This window comes from Paenibacillus sp. J22TS3, assembly GCF_018403205.1.
Taxonomy (GTDB): Bacteria; Bacillota; Bacilli; order Paenibacillales; family Paenibacillaceae; genus Fontibacillus; species Fontibacillus tuaregi.
This window is the reverse complement of the sequence record NZ_BOSF01000005.1, coordinates 66,508-85,255: the sequence shown is the minus strand read 5'-3', so window position 1 is coordinate 85,255 and position 18,748 is coordinate 66,508. Positions and strand designations below refer to the sequence as shown.

The window sequence follows — 18,748 nt, the reverse complement described above, 5'->3', positions numbered from 1 at the left end:
CTTCCAACGAAGATTTGAGAACGAAAGGATTAGTCATTCCTTTCGTTTTTTTGCTTTTCAGTCACTCGAAACCAATTAAACGTTTAACTATTGATTTATTTGAGGTGGAAATAATAGTAAAATAATCCCAGACGAAGAGAGCCTTCCATGGGTACGGAGAGATTTGGAGCAAAATTTGAGAACTAATCAGATTTTGAAAGGAGTAATGAAATATGGCAGGATGGGATAGCGCCAATGAAAAACACAGAAGATAAGAACTTTAAACATACTGAAGATGTACAGTGACTTAAAGATTCATTCTTAAGAAGTATGTTGATTCACTAAGCTAAATTAAGACGGTACTGGTAAAAATACCTGTATCATTAACCAATACTGATGGGAAAAATCCATTTTTGTCGAAGGTCAAGAGAATCGTCCCATGAAGGACGTTCTTTACATCGTGGGAAATTTTGCTACTAAAGACTCAAGACCTATTCACCAAATCATTCTAAAATTCAATAATATGTTTTACAATCAACATTACTAAAGAAAAGCACGATAAACAATACTTAGTCGGAGGAATCACTTTGTGAGAAAGTTATCATTCTTTATGGCAATTATCGTATTAAGTGCCGTGTTGTCCGCTTGTTCTGCCAATTCATCCATCGCAGACCAAGCGACTATAGGCCTTACGTCCGGCGAGAGCAAAAAAATCGAGAAATACAATGCGTATGTGGGGCTCAATAACTTGATGACGGGCCGAATCAACGAGGTCTTGGTTCATTATTTCAAGAAGTTCGGAGTTGCTGAGCAGCCTGCAATCGAGAAGAACCTCAGCTTCATCATGCTCGGCGTTGCTGAAACGGAGCGGGAAGTTATCGATAAGGCGAACGGCTATATCTCAAACCAACCTGCTTTTTCGAACGTAGATCCTGTGGTAACCAAACTAACACCGGTCATCAAAGAGCTGTTATCCGTCCTGGACGATATGAAAGCTTACTATGATAGTAGAGGCTATGTGGACGATAATTTCACAAAAGGAAAACAGCTGCATACCAAGCTAGTGAGTGCCAATATCGCTTACGAGACTGTCGCCAAACAATACTTCACCGCTTTACAAAAATTGGATAACGAACAGCGTCAGGCTCAACTGCAAAAACTCAAGGATTCAGACCAGCAGATCAGGTATAATGCCCTGAAGTTCATGATAGACGCTGAGGCTGCGGTTATTGAAATGAACGAGCAGGGAATCACCGCCGGCAATGTGCTGCAGCTTGAGATGAAGAAATTTAAAGCCAAATACGACATTATGACGGAAGATTTGAATTCGCTCATGACCATCGCCAAAGACAAGAAACGAATTCAAACAGAAGGGATTAACAGCTTCAGCATCGAGAGCTATGTTCGTTCAGCTACTGAGGCAAAAGCGGCCGCTTCGAAAATCATTGAACGCATCAATAAGAAGCAACCTGTATCTGATTCTGACCTGAACGGCCAGTTCCTGAACACTACGGACGGTACACCTGAGAATTTCTATTATCAGCTAAGCAAGGCAGTCGAAAGCTATAATCAAATGAATTAAGCGTATCTAACGATTGAGTCTTTCAAAATATGGAGTCCCATTAACCAACAAGCCTTAGCCGCGAATGGAACGCGGATAAGGCTTGTTGCGTCTTGGGCGCACCGCTCCTCAACGCGGGCCTACCATATGCGAATTCAAAAGTCTAACAGTTAGTTCCCTAATTTTGGGGGTAGGTAGATAACGGAAAGTTTTGTTGAAAAAGGTATAAATTTTATGTTTTAAAGTAAAAGTATTTCTTTGTAATGAGAAATGCTTTTATTTTTGCCAAAATTAAAGTGTATAAAATAACAATAATAACATAACTAAAACAATAATAATTTATTGTGAAACGATAAATAACGTGTTAAAGTCAATTTACAACTAAATTCGTGAGGTGCTCTTTATGAAACGGGGAACAACATTCTTTTTGAAGATGGCTGTTATTCTTATTGGAATCCCAATTCTAGCTTTGTGCATATTTTTAGTGCCTAAGATTGGGAGTTTTGCTGGAGAATTGTATCCAGATATTGCTTATATGAAATCTCTTGTTCTAATAGATATGTACGCGGCAGCAATCCCTTTTTACTTAGCTCTGTATCAGGCTTTTAAACTTTTAAGCTATATTGATAAGAACCAAGCGTTCTCGGAATTATCGGTAAAAGCTTTAAAGAATATAAAATACTGTGCCACCACAATCAGTACCTTGTACCTGCTAGGTATGCCGTTCTACCATCTCATGCAGATGAGAGTTGACCCTCCAGGTATTACAGCAATCGGATTGGTCATTATTTTCACCTCCATGGTGGTCGCCGGTTTTACCGCTATCCTTCAACGGCTTCTACAAGAAGCGATTAATATAAAATCTGAAAATGATTTGACGGTCTGAGGTGGAGGATATGGCAATTATTATTAATATTGATGTGATGTTAGCAAAACGAAAAATGAGCGTAACGGAGCTTTCCGAGAAGGTTGGAATTACTATGGCGAATCTTTCCGTTCTGAAAAATGGGAAAGCAAAAGCGGTTCGTTTCTCGACATTAGAAGCGATATGTAAATCTTTGAATTGTCAGCCGGGTGATATTTTGGAGTACAAAAGTGACAATGACATTAAATAAAAACGGTCAACAAATTATTTAATTAACGGAATACGTATGTTGAATTTCCAGGGAGCAGATTACTGTGGTAGCTGCTCCCTGTTTTCATTGAAGTAACGGACATGATCGGGCAAAAAATTATATTGTCATCTGTAGCTATTATTCTTACGAAAATGTAAGAGAAAAGGTCAAAGAGTTAGATAAGGGTCATTAACTTATAAAGAGTAATTATTTATAATCCAAACATCAAGTGATTTTTACAAAGGAGCAGTCAAAGTGAAGAAGTTGATAGGTTTCGTATTGGTTATCGTTATTTTTGCAGGTATTGGATTTCGAGTAAAACGTTTTGTAGAAGGCCCATCCCAATCGGCCAATGGAATTCTAGTGATCGGGGCTGATTAATCTTTTGAATAAAGTCAAAGAGCTGTACAAAAATAGAAGCAAAGAAATGACCGACTACAAAATGGAGCTAGTTACGACAAAAATAGGAAGCAATTAAGCCCGATATATCAAGTATTCAGTATTACTACTCGTTCTATCGCTGAGCAATTCATCAAGAAGGGGATTATAAGAGCCAGACAAAATAGAATCGTCTATGCAGTAACTGATGAACAAGTTAACTTTGTAGATGTCCAAGATCGAGTATAAGAGAATGAAATAAAGGTCATACTGGACCAAGGAGATTTCAGCATGCTAGTGCAAGCTGATCATGACCGGTTTATCGAAGGACTCGTTATCGATTACTAAATTAAAAACCCGTTGATCTGATGGATACATGATCGACGGGTTTTTAATTTTGATTTGATGTAAAAAATAGCTAAAGCAAATAAGTAAGAAAGAGGACCGAGGACCACCGGCACAAATCCCTGTCCTCCGACGGGAAAAGATAGGACAAGAACATATGTCTAATGACACAAAGTTACCTACATATATACCTTAAGCGGACTCTCTCAAGCTGAAATATCCCGCAAGATCAAATTACACAGGTGTAAGGTAGATGTAAGGCAAATCAATAGCTGAGGTCAGCCTGGCAGGATACGATGGGAACAAACAAAAATAAAATGTTTATAAAAGGAGAACCGAGATGAGGCTGTTTGAACTGTTGCTTGTTTTGTCAAACATCGGCTTGTTTGCAATAACCGTCCTATTAAAAAAAGGACGGCGTAGAATTCCAGTCTTCGCTGCAAGCGGAATCGCCACACTTTTACTGGTCATTCATTGGACGGTGGAAGGATACAGACTCCAGCTATTATTCCCATATTGCCTAACGCTCATTTTTCTAGCCATTTCAGGTTATAGCTATTTCACAAAGACCGGCCCCAAAAAAATCCCACGCTTCATGTTGGGCTCAGCCTATACCGCTATAGCGTTAATGCTGATCGCAACCGCAAGTCTCATGTATGTTTTTCCTGTATTTAAACTACCTGAACCGACTGGCGAATTTAAGGTAGGAACGCAAACTTTTCATTTTGTAGATTCAAATAGGGAAGAAACTTTCGATGAAGCCAGAGACAGTAAGAGAGAGTTGATGGTTCAGGTATGGTATCCGGCTCAAGCTGGCACCGGCAAGTACGCTCCCTTTGTTCCCAATCCCCAGATTTTGAGTTATATGGCTGCGAACTATGGCCTTCCCGGATTTACTCTTCAACACCTGAAGTACGTATCCAGTCATGCTGTTTCGGGGGCCGAAGTCTCTTCGGCACAGATTTCATACCCGCTAATCCTTGCGAATCCCGGCAACGGCTCTTCCAGGTTCCTCCACACATCGCAAGCCGAAAATCTCGCGAGTCACGGATACATCGTGGCCGTGATCGACCACACCTACAATACATTTGCAACCGAGTTCCCGGACGGGCGAATCACGACTAGTACAACCAACGACTTATTCTCGCCGGGCGATGATTACAAGACGAGTAGAGAAAGTCGCGACAAGTTGGGAAAGGTTCTAACCGACGATGTGGCGTTTACACTGGATCAATTCGAGCTTATCCAATCGGGGAAGATTCCAAGTCATCTAAAAGGGAGGATTGATCTCGGTCATGTCGGGGTGTTCGGTCATTCCATCGGCGGCGCAACGGCCTATGACGCTGCTTACGATCCGCGAATCGCAGTTGGAATAGACCTTGATGGAGGGCTATATCGTATGCGTGACAGAGAAGGTCTGCGAAAGCCGTTTTTGTTCATCAACTCGGAAAGCTATTTTGAAAAATTAAAAATGGTGTTGGATAACCGGGTCTACACGGATGATGAGCTTAAACGTATGGGCTCAACAAGAGAGTGGGAGGATCAAGTAACGGAAGATAAAAAGTTAGAGCTCAAGCGGATGCGCGAAACGGCTGCTTCAGGGGGACAATTCCTCTATATCGAAGCTGCGGAGCATTTGAATTTTACGGACGTACAGTACATTTCTCCGATTTTCAAAATGCTGGGCGTTACAGGAAAGATTGCACCCGAAAGAGCGGACTTCGTGATCAATGCCTATATGCTGGATTTCTTCGATAAGCATCTGAAAAATCAAGGCGGAACCTTAATGAAAGGGCCGGATAGCCGCTTTCCAGAGGTGAAGTTCGCAACCCCGCTATTATAAATTACGGAAATAAATTACGGAACAAGCTGCCGATTTTGATATGCTCCCCTTCAAGCAGACAGGTTTATAAATAAACCGCTGCTCGAAGGGGAGTTTTCCTTTATCTAAGAAGAACGAATACAATATGAAACTTTTCGAATATAGCCAAAAGACCTCTTATCGGTATAAAGTGGAAGATGAGTAGGATTCAACCATTCATACTCATAACAGATCCAACGTACGTTGATAAAGTGGTAAGGAAGTAACAGAGATAGGAGCGATAATCTTGATTGAAGCTACAGCATCATACGTGGATTCACTGGCTTCGAATGCCGCAGCGATAAAAAATGCGTTAGGTCTGGTGAAGAAGCGAAGTTTCGTGCAGCTGCATCAATCCGAAGATGGGACCTTGTTATTCGCGGAATGCAAAGGAAGCGGAAGCTCGTATTACCAATGTTCCGCAGATTTCATCCAACCTGATAAACCGATCCTGCGCTGTTCTTGCCCAAGCAGGCAGTTGCCGTGTAAGCATGCGTTGGGACTATTATATGCCTACACCGGGGGAGAAACCTTCACTACCGCCGCAGTACCGGAAGACATTATTGTCAAACGGGAAAAAGTGGAGAAGCGGGAAGAGAAGAAGTCGCAACAGACGAGTGAAGGGGCGGAACCCAAGCCTAAAAAGGTGAACAAGACCGCGCTCAAGAAAAAAGTCCAAGCTCAGCTCGAAGGATTGGATGTGCTCGAGAGGCTGCTGCGATCCTTGGTTCGTAACGGTCTGGGAACGATGGATAAGAAGGTCATCAAGACGATGCAAGAGCATGTGAAGCAGATGGGGAATTATTATCTCACGGGCGCGCAAACGGAGTTGCGGCGGCTTACCTTACTGCTCTCGGAAGCAGATGATCGTGAGCAAATCTACACAGATGTCGTAGAGCAATTGGCTGTAATGCATGCTTTTATTAAGAAGGGACGCGCCCATTTAACAAGCAAATTGGAAGATCCGGCACTCGCGCTTGATCATGAATCAACGATCGAGGAATGGCTGGGACATGCATGGCAGCTCACAGATTTGAAGGAATACGGGCTGATGAAGGAACAGGTTGAGTTGGTTCAGCTCGCATTTGTAAGTTATGACGATTCGGCAAGACAAGAGTATGTTGACGAAGGGTATTGGCTGGAGCGAGACAGCGGTGAGATTCATCGAACGATTCAATATCGGCCCTACAAAGCAGCGAAGCTGATGCGTGAAGAGGACAGCTTCTTTGATGCTGTGCATATTCCTTCCTTATACCAATATCCAGGGGATATGAACCGAAGAGTTCGGTGGGAAGAGATGGCTGTTAGACCGCTCGAGTCGCATGAGATCGAGGATATATCCAAATATGCCGAGCGATCGTATACAGATGTCATCAAAAAAGTGAAAACCCAGTTGAAGAATCCGTTAAGTCACGCCAATCCGCTCGTGCTGCTGCATGTGGCCGAGGTTAAGCAATCCAATCAAGATGAAGTGGTCATTGCTGATGAATCCGGTCAACATCTCGTATTACGGGATCACGAATCAAATGGGCATCGGCCCCTTCCACTGTTCAAGCATTTGCCTGCATCGCAATTGGAGGATATAAGCATGCTGGTTCGGTTCGAGCACGATATGGACACGGGGCGGTTAACAGCAATGCCTTTAACGATATTGAAAGATACGGAAATGCTCCGTCTCTTGTATTAGGAGGAATGAACATGAGCACAGACTTACTACAAGAGCTCCATCAAGAGCTTCGCAGAATCTACATCGCAGGAAGCGATCTGGCACTCGGGGATTACCGGCTAAAACGGATGCTGCCGCAATTCATACAGCTTGGCGAGCGAGCACCGATTTTCAAGAGATTAGGGGAAGGGATTGCGGCTCTGATAGAGCCTAAGGATGCAGAAAACTATCAATCTGCAGAACAGCTGCAGGATTTGAATCTACTCCTGACTTCCGTGCTTCGCACACAAGGCATAACAACACCGCAGGGCGAGCTGCGGCCGCTAGAGAATCGCCCCGTATCCTTATCTACATTTCTTTCGTATCGCAAGCTGGCTGCTGTAGAGGAGGCGCTTACGACGACAGGAAGCAATCGGTATGAGGTGGTTGTTCACGCCTTCGAAGAGGGCATGTTCCGGGATCTTCGTCTGCTGGCGCTGGCCGTTCGAGCGCTGGGGGATCCCTATTCGGAGATCGCTGAATTTGCAATGCAGAAGATCCTTCCATCCTATGGGGCTGAGGTTGTGCCCTATCTGATCGACAGCTTCGATCCAATGGGAGGCAAGGTAGAGAGCCGCAAGCTTCAAGTGATCGGGCAGGCCGGTGGAGAAGACGTATTGGATCTGATCTTTCAGGCAGCTGAAGCCGGGTCGGAGGAAGTTCGTGTGACGGCGATTCGTCTTCTAGCAGCTCATGCTTCCTTTGCGTCAGATTTGCTCACTTGGACGAGAGACAAGAAGAAATCGATTCGTGAAGCGGCCTATCAATCTTTAGCAGTAATGAATGATGAGGCAGCGGTTGAACGGATCTATGAAGCTTTTGCGGGCAAAGACATCGAAATCGCAGCTGAAGCCGCAGCCAAATGCGGCTCGGAGCAATTAACGGCATGGCTGGTTCGTGATCTCGGTGAAGAGCTGAAGCATCTACTTGAGTACAACAAAGAAGATAAGAAGAAGGCAGAAGCATCACAGAAAAAAATGAGGCACGTTCTCACCGCTCTGGAAGGGAAACGGAGCGACACGTTATATGAACTTTACCTTGAGGTAACAAGACAATATTCATTATATATTTCTTCTGCTGGACTGGATCTTGTGGATGCCGCTGCACATTACTTGGAACACGAAAATTCCTTGGAAGCCTTGGAGGCTCTATATGCTTTAGAGCAACACAATATGCGCTACCTGCCTTATGCCTTCCGTGCTTCGTTCCGGCAGCTCTCGCCATCCGCGTTGTATGAGCACTATGTGCATTCCATTCGTAACAAATGGAAGATGAAGACCAATAAGGAAACCCAGAAAAAACTGAAGCAATTCCTATCTATACTGGAAGAGCAAGTGATTGCCTATCCCTATCAGCTTTACCCTAATTTGTGGGGTTCCCCTGGAGAGTCAATTTACCTGAGCACAGTAAAAATGATGCCTGTAGAACAGGTCGCACAACTATGGGATTCGCGATGGTTAGATTGGCTGATTGAGATCCAGGCCACTCATCTCGTCTGTGTGTTCGCGCGGCCGGACCATACGGAATCGCAGTCATTCCTAATAGAGCGGATGCGAGACATGACAGATCTGCGTCATCCATCCTTGGATATTCTGCTTCTTGGCCTTGAACGAGCGGGAGTAGATGCATCGATCCGGTTGGAATTGCTCATGAATGTGCTTGAACAAAAGCGGGGCGGCAATCTTTATTCGTTCGAAGGCCCTGTGCTGGAAAATTTATATCAGCTGCCTTTAAGTTATCAAGATCGTCTGGCTGATTTGATCCAGAAATATCGGTATACCGCTCGCGAACAGCTGCAATATGTATGGAACGAGATGGAAAGAAAGAAGCACGAAGCTGTCGTGGCGGATTCTGTGTAATTCCGATCATGGTCTCCGAAATGCCTACTGGATATCTAATTCAAGGATTACGGAGACAACAGTGGTCGTAAGAACACTCGGCATCGCAGCACCCGAACTGTGTAAACCTTACTTAGTTCAATTTATATAGAATGAAGATCATGAGGAGATGGGAAAATGGTTGCGACTCAAGAACAATGGCAAGAGATGATGCGGCTGCCAGCCGAGCAATTATATCAAGAAGAAATATCTGCGCTGAAGAAAGCAGATAAAGGGAAGATTCCGGCCGGCTGGCAGATGTCCCCGCAATCCGTACTTACGTTCATTACTGGAGGGAAAGCCGGTAAAACGGTGATCACACCGAAATACATCGGCAACAAAAGGCTGATTGAAATGGCCATCGCCACGCTGGTTACTGATCGTGCGCTGCTGTTAATTGGAGAGCCAGGTACGGCTAAATCCTGGTTATCCGAAAATCTAACCGCCGCCATCTATGGAAATTCCGGCCTTGTTGTCCAAGGGACTGCGGGTACGAGTGAAGAGCATGTGCGATATTCATGGAACTATGCCATGCTGCTCGCGAATGGACCTACACCAGAAGCGCTTGTGCAGAGCCCTGTGATGCGGGCGATGGAAGCCGGCGGTATTGCCCGTTTCGAGGAAATTTCACGATGTGCTTCTGAGGTACAGGATGCGCTGATCTCAATTCTATCGGAGAAAACGATTTCGATTCCTGAGCTCAGCCGAGAGGTTAGTGCACGGAAAGGGTTCTCGATTATCGCTACGGCGAACACGCGGGATCGGGGCGTCAATGAGATGTCGGCGGCCCTGAAGCGTCGCTTCAATATTCTGATCCTGCCAACACCAAGCGATATGGATACGGAAGTCGAGATTGTGAAGAAAAGAGTACGTGAAATTGCTTCCTCCTATGATCTGCAAGCCGCTGTCCCTGCGGATGAGGCGCTGATTAAGGTCGTAACCATCTTCCGGGAATTGCGCAGTGGGATGACACTCGATAAGAAGGAGAAGCTGAAATCTCCTGCGGGTGTAATCTCCACAGCGGAGGCAATTTCTCTGCTTACGAACTCCATGGCTTTAGCAGCGAGCTTTGGCAATGGTGACATTACAGATGAAGATCTTGCCGCAGGTTTGCAAGGAGCCATCGTCAAAGATGACGTGAAAGATAAGCTCGTCTGGAAAGAGTATCTCGATAATGTGATGAAGAAGCGCGGCGCAGAATGGCGAGGTCTGTACACAGCCTGTAAGGAGATGAACGAGTGAACAGCGTAGCGGCGGCCGCTGTACATATCTTTGGTGTGCGGCATCTGTCACCCGGCGGCTCCTTGCACCTACTGGAGCTGCTGCAGGAAGTGCAGCCAACCGCCGTACTCATTGAAGGACCCGCGGATGCGAATTCGGAGATCCATCACCTAACGAACCGGAACACAACTCCGCCTGTCGCCATTCTCGCTTTTACAGAGGATATCCCTGTTCGAACGGTATTATGGCCTTTCGCTGCCTACTCCCCGGAGTATCAAGCCATGAAATGGGCAGCTGAGAATGGAGCTCACGCCGCATTTATCGACCTGCCGTCCTCGGTTACGGTTGCGATGCAGCAGCTGCGATCAGAAGCTAAAGAGACTGGGGAGGATGATGATACGGTAACTGGAGAGCGTAGCGATACCGATACCAGTTCCGATTCCTATTTTCCCAACGATTCTTCCATTTACAGTCGTATCGCTGCGATTGCAGGCGAGTATGATTACGATATGTACTGGGAACGTAATTATGAGCTCAATCCTAGCAAAGGGGCCTATCAGGAGTCGATTATCGCCTTCTCCACACAGATGCGTGAACTGACGGAGGAAGACGAGAGACAGCATCAACGCGTGGAATACGCCTATAACGCCGTTCGAGAAGCTTATATGCGGAGACAAATTCAAGACACGATTGCCTCAGGCCATGAACCGAACCGCATTGTTGTCGTCTGTGGAGCATACCATGCGGCTGCGCTGGCACACGATTCCCATGTGATGACGGATCAAGAGTGTACACAGCTCCCATCCCGGAAGACGAAGCTGACACTTATGCCTTATTCGTATTATAAGTTATCTTCGATGTCCGGATACGGGGCAGGCAATAATGCGCCGAATTATTATGAAATGATGTGGGAGCGCATGCGGACCAACACGCTGGAGGAGCTGCCGCATTATTACTTATCATCGATCGCAAGGTGGATGAGGGAGACGGGGAACCATCGATCAACCGCTGAAGTGATCGAAGCGGTTCGGCTTGCGGAAGCACTAGCAGCTATGCATGGGGGGAGCGCGCCAACCCTTCGTGATTTGAGAGATGCTGCTCAGACGCTGCTGGGACGCGGTGACCTCTCTGTCATCGCAGAAGCGCTCGCACGCGTTGATGTCGGAACTGCCATCGGTTCATTGGCCGAAGGTGTCAGCCAGACCCCGATTCAAGATGATCTGAATCGCCTGTTGAAGCAATTGAAGCTCGAGAAATACAAGACAACCGTGGCGACCGACTTATCCCTGGATTTGCGTGAGAATCGCCGGGTTACATCGGAAGACTCTGCCTTCCTTGATTTGAATCGGTCCACGTTATTGCATCGCTTGGCATGGCTCGGCATCTCTTTTGCGAAGCTTCATCCTAGCGGGCAGGAACATGCAACTTGGGCAGAGCATTGGGTGATTCAATGGTCTCCCGAGGTGGAAATTCAGGTAGTGGAATCGACGCTTCTTGGGGAGACGATTGAAGTAGCCTCTGCGTATGTGCTGCAGCAGAAGTTGGATAGCTGTACGACCATCGCGGACGCATCTTTGCTGATCCGTACAGCATGCGATTGCCGTATGCTGGAGCAGATGGAGACCGCACGGCAGACCCTGCAGCGGCTTGCCGCAGATAGCCGTGATGTGGTCCAGATCGCTGCCGCAGCGAAAGAGCTGTCCATGATTATCGGTTACGGCGGCTTGCGCCGCATGGATACCGCACGGTTGCTGCCGCTCCTGGAACAATTATTTATGAGGGCATGCCTGTTCCTCCAAGATGCAGCGCAGTGCAATGACGAGGCGGCAAACGACATGATGTCGGCGATGAATGAGCTGAACCGGATTTCCTTGGAGCATAGCGATCAAGTGGATGAAGCGTTATGGCTTCAAGAGCTGCTGCATTTATCCGAACGGGATGATCGGAATCCGCGCCTCTCCGGTTTTGCTTGCGCCATCTTAATGGAACGTCATGCCATCACCGCTCAGCAATGTGCTGAAGAGGTATCTAGAAGACTCTCTCCCGGCATTCCAGCAGACCTCGGCGCAGGCTGGTTCGAAGGGTTGTCACAGCGCAATCGGTATGCGCTTCTATCAAGGCAGAGCTTATGGGAGCAGTTGAATGCGTACATTGTCTCACTGAGCGATGATGAATTTGCTCGTGCGCTCGTGTTCCTAAGACGTGCTTTTAGCTCGTTCGCTCCGCGCGAGAAAACGATGATTGCCGAGTTATTAGGCGAATTGTGGGGAGTTCATGCCGATCAAGCAGCTGAGATTTTGACGGGGGAATTGAAGGAGGACGAAGTAAAGATGATTGACGAGCTAAATGATTTTGATTTTGAGGAATTCTGACCATGGACAATTATGCAGATACACAGACAGTGTCGAGATGGAGATTGATATTAGGCGCTTCTGCCGAGAAGCAGCTTGCGGGCTGTTGTTCAGGCGGGAGCATTGCGTTAACGGAAGAAGAGAGAATTATGGATGAAGCCTTGGCGGCAATCTATGATGATACAGGTGGGGAAAATACGGGGCAGAGCAGCACCGGGTCTTCTGCGGGGAGAAATGCAGGTCTCGGCAAGTCTGCGCCCCGACTATCCAAATGGCTCGGTGATGTCAGACAATGTTTCCCCGAAGATGTCGTCTCGATCATTCAGAACGATGCGATGGAAAGAAAGGGGTGGAAGCAGCTCCTATTCGAGCCGGAAGTGCTAGCCCAAGTAAAACCCGATATTCAATTGGTGGGCACGCTGTTATCGTTGAAAGGGAAAATTCCGGAGAAGACGAAGGACACAGCAAGAATGTTGGTAGCTTCCGTCGTGGAAGAACTAGTCAAGCGCCTCGATCAGGACATCCGGCGCGCGGTGACTGGAGCGTTGAATCGCCGGAAGCATTCCCCGCTTCCTTCTGTGAGCGGCATCGATTGGAAGCGTACAATTCAGCGGAATTTGAAGCATTATGATCGAGAGAGCCGTCAGATTATACCGGAAAAGTTCTACTTTTTCGACCGGGCACAGCGTAGTCAAGAATGGACGGTGATTCTCGATATTGATCAGAGCGGATCGATGGCGGATTCGGTCATATGGGCCTCGGTCATCGGTTCGATCTTCGCCAGCATTCCTGCGCTGCGTACACGTGTCGTCGTATTCGATACGGAAGTCGTAGATTTGACAGAGCAATGCGCGAACGATCCTGTGGAGATGCTGTTCGGCATTCAATTGGGCGGCGGAACGGATATTAACAAATCTGTTGCCTATTGTGAGCAATTTGTGGAAGAACCGAAGAAGACCTTATTCATCATCATTTCAGATCTATATGAGGGCGGCAACCAATCTGCATTGATACGACGGATGCGTGAACTGCGAGAAGCGGGTGTACGGACGATGTGCTTGCTCGCGTTGTCTGATCAGGGCCAACCGTTTTATGACGAACATGTTGCGAGACAACTCGCTCGGGATGGAACGCCTTGTTTTGCTTGTACACCTGCATTACTGCCTGAACTCGTCGAAGGCGCGCTGAAAGGGTTAGATTTAGCCGAACTTGCAAAGCGGGTGGGATCGAAGTCAGGGTAATAACTTCTGTAGGGTGACAATAACTTTATCTTATGAACAGCCGCGTAAATCGCGGCTTTTGCATTTTATGACCACCTTAGTGAAATGGCGTTATCACTATGAGGGAAACCCGCCCAACGATTTGGGCGGACGAATGGGGAACTTTATCGTTAAGACTCCCTTTATAAGGTATACTTATTCCGGCAATGGACAACGCTTAAGGTTAAATATTATCTTACGCGGGAGGTCGTCGCTTCTTGAAATTTGAACTTGGACGCTGCTTACTGAATGAACGATTGATAGAATCCGGAAAGTCAGCGGAATGGCTGGCGAATAACATGCTTGTTAAACCGGAACGGGTTTACGACTATATTGACAACAAAAGAGTGATGCCACTCAAAATTGCCATATCGATTGCTGATTTCATAGGTTGTGATGTTCGTGATTTGTATGAATTAATTCCGAACGAATATGAAGTGATGAGGAAAAGTCAATATCCTTACTGAGTACTGGAGGTTTCTTCGATGGCAAATATGAACGATGCGGCCAAGGCCAACACCGCAGTTATTCCCGTGCCGAAGCTAGAGGAGGATTGCTACGATTGGTGGGAGCGCCACGAGCAGGTGCTGCGGGAGAAAGATAAGATTAACCCGGAGGTTGTCTTGATTGGTGATTCCATTACCCATTTCTGGGGAGGCGATCCACAGACAAAGGGGATAGAAGGGGCGAAGGAGGCATGGCGATCTGTATTTGCTCCTTATCGTGTGCTCAATCTCGGCTTTGGTTGGGATCGAACACAGAATGTGCTCTGGCGAATCGATCACGGTGAGCTGACCGGTCTAAACCCCACAACTGTTGTTATTCTGATCGGGACAAATAACACGAGCGAGACCGTGAATGCCCGCGCCAACGACTCGGACGAAATTGCGGAGGGCCTGCGGGAGATCTGCGACCGCGTTCATGTCCATGTGCCGCACGCAGCAATTGTCATCATGGCTGTACTTCCCCGTGAGGAGAAGCCGGACCATCCCCGCCGCACATTGATCGCTGAAATCAATGCCAGGTATGCGGAATTAGCCAAGGAACGTAATTACGCCTTTGTTGACATCAGCCTGAAGCTGCTTGAGGAGGACGGTACGCTGACCCAGCAAATGACTTCCGACTTCTGCCACTTGACGGAGCAAGGGTATCAAATCTGGGCGGACGCCCTTCGTCCGCTGCTTCCGCAGCGATAGGACGGGACGGATGGACACCCACTTGCAAAAGTGGAGGGAATAGACTATAATCGTTCTCGCAATAGTAATTAGATTACCTAACTAATTTGACCGGTTGAGACGCCGAAGAGCATAAAGTATTCGAGAAAGGGGAGAGGAAGCTGCATCAATCGATGAAGGCGAGGGTCGATAAGGGAAGATAATTTTTTGAGTAAATAGTTAGACAGTCTTACTATATGAAAAAGAAATGCAGGTGATGCAACATGAACAAGAGACAACCATCCTCTGAAATGTTCAGGGAGCTGCTGGCTCATACAAGGGGGCAATGGCCTCTAATCCTGCTCGCGGCAGTGGCGCTTGGGGCGATTTCCATACTAGAATTCTGGATTCCCCAATTTACGAAAATAGTGTTCGATGAGCTGATTCCCAACCGGCGTTATGACGCCTTACTGAAGATGGGAGGTTATATGATCGGCGCCGCGCTGCTGCTGGGGGTATTTCGATTCTGCAGCGGCTTTATGATGACACTGGTGAGCCAGCGGGCGATTATGCGGCTGCGGAATATGCTCTACCGGCACACCTTGAGCTTGGACTTGCAGTTTTTCGAGCGCAATCGCACCGGCGATCTGATGAACCGGCTCACAAGTGACGTCAATCAACTGCAGGAATTGATGTCCGCAGATACGTTGTCGATCGCGGCCGATTTGGTCACATTCATCGCCGTGTGCGGCTTCTTGCTCTATGTCGATGGTGAGCTGGCGCTGCTGGTCATTGCAACATTCCCTTTCCTGTTCTTTACGTCGCGTTATTTCAGCGGTCGCATCAAGTCAGCATACCGGCGCGTACGCCGGAGTTCCGCCGAAATGAGCAATCATCTGCAGGATACGCTGTCCGGCATTCAGATGATCAAATCGTTCGCCACCGAGAACGAGGCAGAGCGGCAATTTATTCGTTGGAGCGAAGAGAGCCGGGGCGATACGGTGACCGCTTCGCGGCTGTCCACGCTGTTCGCTCCGATCATCGAGCTGCTGAATTTTGTTGGCATGACACTTGTACTGTTATTCGGCGCTTGGCAGGTGATGCGGGCGCAGCTTACGGTCGGAGACATCGTGGCTTTTCTTGCTTACTTGCGCCTGCTGCAAGGACCGGTTCGCTCGTTCAGTCGCATCGTCAGCCGGGTGCAGCAATCGGCCTCCGCGTATGAACGGATTTACGAGCTTTTGAAGGAACAGCCGCACATTCGCAATTCAACGGATGCGGTTGCACTGCCTACGGTTCAGGGAGACATCTTTTTCGATGATGTGTATTTCGAGTATGAAGCGAATGCACCGGTGCTGCAGGATTTCCATCTGCACCTCCGTGCGAATCAGGTAACGGCACTGGTCGGCTCATCAGGCTCCGGCAAATCGACGATTGCGCATCTGATTCTTCGTCTGTATGATGTGCAGAAAGGGACAATTTTTGTCGACGGTCATCCGCTCCCTCAAGTGGCCTTGGATTCGCTGCGCCGGCAGGTCGGCATAGTGTCCCAGGACGTGATTCTGTTCAACGGTACGATCCGGGACAACATTGCCTACGGCAAAACGGATGCGTCCGAAGCAGAGATCGAAGCAGCGGCTCGGGCGGCAAACGCGTTGGAGTTCATTGAAGCTTTTCCCCAAGGGTATGATACGTTAATCGGCGAAAGAGGCGTCAAGCTGTCGGGTGGGCAAAAGCAGCGGCTTTCGATCGCCAGGGCGCTGCTGCGTAATCCACGCCTGATTATTTTGGACGAGGCGACGGCGGCGCTCGACACCGAGTCCGAACAGCTTATTCAAGCGGCGCTGGCTCGGCTGCTGCCCGGACGAACTTGCCTTGTCATCGCGCACCGTCTCTCCACGATTCGCAACGCGGATCAGATTGTGGTGTTGGAGAAAGGGGAGATCGTGGAGGCGGGCAATCACGAACAATTGCTGCGCCGGGCCGGACGGTACAAAGCACTGTATGACAAGCAGTTTCCACAAGCGATCATGGAGACGGGATAATTCTTGATCACAGTATCTGATGGAACACCATATGTCTGACTTTCAGAATTGAGTTAAAAACTTCTTGACTATGACGTTAGGTCATAGCGCATAATTCTCTCTATCTAATAAATAGGAGTGAGAGATATGAATATAAGAACGCTGCGTTCAGACCACATTTATCAAAAGGTTGCCCAAGCTTCACCTGAGGAAAAGCTTGAATTATTCAGAAATGAAATGATGGCTCCCTTTATGAAGCAATGGCAAATTCAGCAGATCCCTTTTAAAGCTGAAGAAGCGAATGGTTTTGACGTGATTTCGTTTAATAGCATGATGCATCGATCCCCTGATCAGATTACCCCTGAGATTTCGGCAGATATCGAGCAGATATCGTCCGAGACATTTTGGTCAGAGTGTGAGCAAGCTGTTAGGAAAAGTCTACATCTATTTGTAGAGCAGGGAATTAATCTCCCAGTATCCGAATATTTGTTTACCATTCAGTTGGGGAATCCGGAGAGCCGTGCCTTGATCATAAACGAAGGATATAGCGGCTTTGGGGGCATTCCGGGATTTATCTGGGGTACACTCCTGCCAAATGAGTATACGATTCCTCGAATGAAGGCTTCGCTGGCGCACGAATGCAACCATAATGTGCGATATCAATTTATTCAATGGGATCACACCGTTAATTTGGGTGAGCTCATTGTGAGTGAAGGATTAGCTGAAAACTATGCTACGTTCATATTTGGCGAAGAATTCCTTGGCCCTTGGGTAACGAGAACAAACGCAGACACACTTAATAAGCACATCAAACCTGTCCTTAGAGATTTATTGCAATTAACAGGATTTGACCAATTTGCTCCGTATCTATACGGGGACGAGATCGCAAAGCTTCAAAATCTTGAACCGGTTAATATGCCTTATAGCGCTGGCTATGCATGCGGCTATTATTTAATTCAATATTATTTAAGAAAAACAGGAAAAACGATTTTTGAGGCCACAATCACACCAGCTGCTCAAATACTAGACGAAGTAAAAGGATTTTGGGATGAAGAAACCATTATTAGCTGTTAAAGATATCGTTCAGATTACAGGCATTACAAGCCGGACCTTGCATTATTACGATCGGATTGATTTATTTAAACCGACATATCTGACCGAAAAAGGGTACCGCTTATATGATCGAAGCAGTTTGGAAAGACTTCAAACGATTTTATTCTTAAAGGAATTGGATTTCTCCTTGAAAGAAATTGCGGACATTTTAAAGCTGACCAGGCAGGAACAGAAACAATTATTAAAGAAGCACAGTCAAACCTTGTTATCGAAAAAGCAAAGACTAGAAACCATCATGACAGCTCTCGAAGAATACGTTTCGGGCAATGATATTAGTCACTTGCATATCTTCAACAGTTCTTCCGTTTTACCATTAAAAGAACAATATGCAAATGAAGCGAGATTCATTTATGGTGAAACAGAAGCGTATCAAGTGTTTAACGAAACGTTGGATAAACTATCCCAAGATGAGATAGATGAACGTTATCGATCGATGGAGGAAGTATTCAAGCAACTTGCGTCTTGTATGGATCGGCATCCTTCTTCCGATGAAGTTCAGCGATTAATTGAGAAGTGGAAAAGAATCCTCATGCAGTTCATGCCTTGTGATACAGAGCTCCTGGCTTGCATTGCCGATAATTACAAATCCGATGCACGATTCAATAACTACTTTAGCCAATATGGCAATGAGGATTTCGCAGATTTTCTGCACCTTGCTATTATGCATCATATATCTCAGTCAGATTGAGAACCAATGAAGCCCCGCCAAAATGGCGGGGCTTTACCAGTTATATCGTTAGAGGCACGACTTTTTTATTGACATTACTTGGGTGAGGCATTATTATAAGTATACATATAATATGTA

The 18,748-nt window shown here is 46.9% G+C and carries 14 protein-coding genes; all 14 read left to right on the top strand.

Annotation, left to right across the window (positions count from 1 at the left end; all coding sequences use genetic code 11):
* Positions 1 to 568 precede the first annotated feature (568 nt).
* The 14 genes from KJS63_RS16795 (at position 569) to KJS63_RS16730 (ending at position 18,631) form a co-directional block, all read left to right on the top strand.
* Positions 569 to 1,561: a YiiG family protein gene (locus tag KJS63_RS16795; RefSeq protein ID WP_213620164.1), complete on the top strand. Its 993-nt coding sequence runs from the start codon at positions 569 to 571 to the stop codon at positions 1,559 to 1,561.
* A 382-nt stretch (positions 1,562 to 1,943) separates the two neighbouring features.
* On the top strand, positions 1,944 to 2,426 hold the full coding sequence (locus tag KJS63_RS16790; protein WP_213620163.1) for a DUF2975 domain-containing protein: 483 nt from the start codon (positions 1,944 to 1,946) through the stop codon (positions 2,424 to 2,426).
* 10 nt (positions 2,427 to 2,436) lie between these two features.
* Complete coding sequence (locus tag KJS63_RS16785) at positions 2,437 to 2,655, top strand: helix-turn-helix domain-containing protein (protein ID WP_213620162.1); 219 nt, start codon at positions 2,437 to 2,439, stop codon at positions 2,653 to 2,655.
* Positions 2,656 to 3,718: 1,063 nt separating this feature from the next.
* Positions 3,719 to 5,221: an alpha/beta hydrolase family protein gene (locus KJS63_RS16780; RefSeq protein WP_213620161.1), complete on the top strand. Its 1,503-nt coding sequence runs from the start codon at positions 3,719 to 3,721 to the stop codon at positions 5,219 to 5,221.
* Positions 5,222 to 5,486: 265 nt separating this feature from the next.
* The gene (locus KJS63_RS16775; protein ID WP_213620160.1) at positions 5,487 to 6,926 is read left to right on the top strand and encodes an SWIM zinc finger family protein; all 1,440 of its coding nucleotides are present in this window, start codon (positions 5,487 to 5,489) and stop codon (positions 6,924 to 6,926) included.
* An 11-nt stretch (positions 6,927 to 6,937) separates the two neighbouring features.
* Positions 6,938 to 8,803 (top strand): HEAT repeat domain-containing protein, encoded by a 1,866-nt coding sequence (locus KJS63_RS16770; protein ID WP_213620159.1) that lies wholly within the window; start codon positions 6,938 to 6,940, stop codon positions 8,801 to 8,803.
* A gap of 156 nt (positions 8,804 to 8,959) precedes the next feature.
* Positions 8,960 to 10,063, top strand: coding sequence for an ATP-binding protein (locus KJS63_RS16765; RefSeq protein ID WP_213620158.1), 1,104 nt, complete (start codon positions 8,960 to 8,962; stop codon positions 10,061 to 10,063).
* Complete coding sequence (locus tag KJS63_RS16760; RefSeq protein WP_213620157.1) at positions 10,060 to 12,414, top strand: DUF5682 family protein; 2,355 nt, start codon at positions 10,060 to 10,062, stop codon at positions 12,412 to 12,414. Before KJS63_RS16765 ends, KJS63_RS16760 begins: the two co-directional genes overlap by 4 nt.
* 2 nt (positions 12,415 to 12,416) lie before the next feature.
* Complete coding sequence (locus tag KJS63_RS16755; RefSeq protein WP_213620156.1) at positions 12,417 to 13,634, top strand: VWA domain-containing protein; 1,218 nt, start codon at positions 12,417 to 12,419, stop codon at positions 13,632 to 13,634.
* A gap of 236 nt (positions 13,635 to 13,870) precedes the next feature.
* On the top strand, positions 13,871 to 14,119 hold the full coding sequence (locus KJS63_RS16750) for an XRE family transcriptional regulator (RefSeq protein WP_213620155.1): 249 nt from the start codon (positions 13,871 to 13,873) through the stop codon (positions 14,117 to 14,119).
* An 18-nt stretch (positions 14,120 to 14,137) separates the two neighbouring features.
* Positions 14,138 to 14,848 carry a GDSL-type esterase/lipase family protein gene (locus tag KJS63_RS16745; protein ID WP_244862658.1) on the top strand — a complete coding sequence of 237 codons (711 nt, stop codon included), beginning with the start codon at positions 14,138 to 14,140 and terminating at the stop codon, positions 14,846 to 14,848.
* A gap of 242 nt (positions 14,849 to 15,090) precedes the next feature.
* Positions 15,091 to 16,851 (top strand): ABC transporter ATP-binding protein, encoded by a 1,761-nt coding sequence (locus KJS63_RS16740; protein WP_213620154.1) that lies wholly within the window; start codon positions 15,091 to 15,093, stop codon positions 16,849 to 16,851.
* A gap of 126 nt (positions 16,852 to 16,977) precedes the next feature.
* Positions 16,978 to 17,904, top strand: coding sequence for a DUF2268 domain-containing putative Zn-dependent protease (locus KJS63_RS16735; protein ID WP_213620153.1), 927 nt, complete (start codon positions 16,978 to 16,980; stop codon positions 17,902 to 17,904).
* Positions 17,879 to 18,631: a MerR family transcriptional regulator gene (locus KJS63_RS16730; RefSeq protein ID WP_213620152.1), complete on the top strand. Its 753-nt coding sequence runs from the start codon at positions 17,879 to 17,881 to the stop codon at positions 18,629 to 18,631. Before KJS63_RS16735 ends, KJS63_RS16730 begins: the two co-directional genes overlap by 26 nt.
* Positions 18,632 to 18,748: the final 117 nt, after the last annotated feature.

Bases quoted from the DNA above. Each gene is read 5' to 3' on its own strand.
- KJS63_RS16790 (WP_213620163.1), top strand. From the start codon at position 1,944: ATGAAACGGGGAACAACATTCTTTTTGAAGATGGCTGTTATTCTTATT.
- KJS63_RS16785 (WP_213620162.1), top strand. From the start codon at position 2,437: ATGGCAATTATTATTAATATTGATGTGATGTTAGCAAAACGAAAAATG.
- KJS63_RS16780 (WP_213620161.1), top strand. From the start codon at position 3,719: ATGAGGCTGTTTGAACTGTTGCTTGTTTTGTCAAACATCGGCTTGTTT.
- KJS63_RS16770 (WP_213620159.1), top strand. From the start codon at position 6,938: ATGAGCACAGACTTACTACAAGAGCTCCATCAAGAGCTTCGCAGAATC.
- KJS63_RS16765 (WP_213620158.1), top strand. From the start codon at position 8,960: ATGGTTGCGACTCAAGAACAATGGCAAGAGATGATGCGGCTGCCAGCC.
- KJS63_RS16755 (WP_213620156.1), top strand. From the start codon at position 12,417: ATGGACAATTATGCAGATACACAGACAGTGTCGAGATGGAGATTGATA.
- KJS63_RS16745 (WP_244862658.1), top strand. From the start codon at position 14,138: ATGGCAAATATGAACGATGCGGCCAAGGCCAACACCGCAGTTATTCCC.
- KJS63_RS16740 (WP_213620154.1), top strand. From the start codon at position 15,091: ATGAACAAGAGACAACCATCCTCTGAAATGTTCAGGGAGCTGCTGGCT.
- KJS63_RS16735 (WP_213620153.1), top strand. From the start codon at position 16,978: ATGAATATAAGAACGCTGCGTTCAGACCACATTTATCAAAAGGTTGCC.
- KJS63_RS16730 (WP_213620152.1), top strand. From the start codon at position 17,879: ATGAAGAAACCATTATTAGCTGTTAAAGATATCGTTCAGATTACAGGC.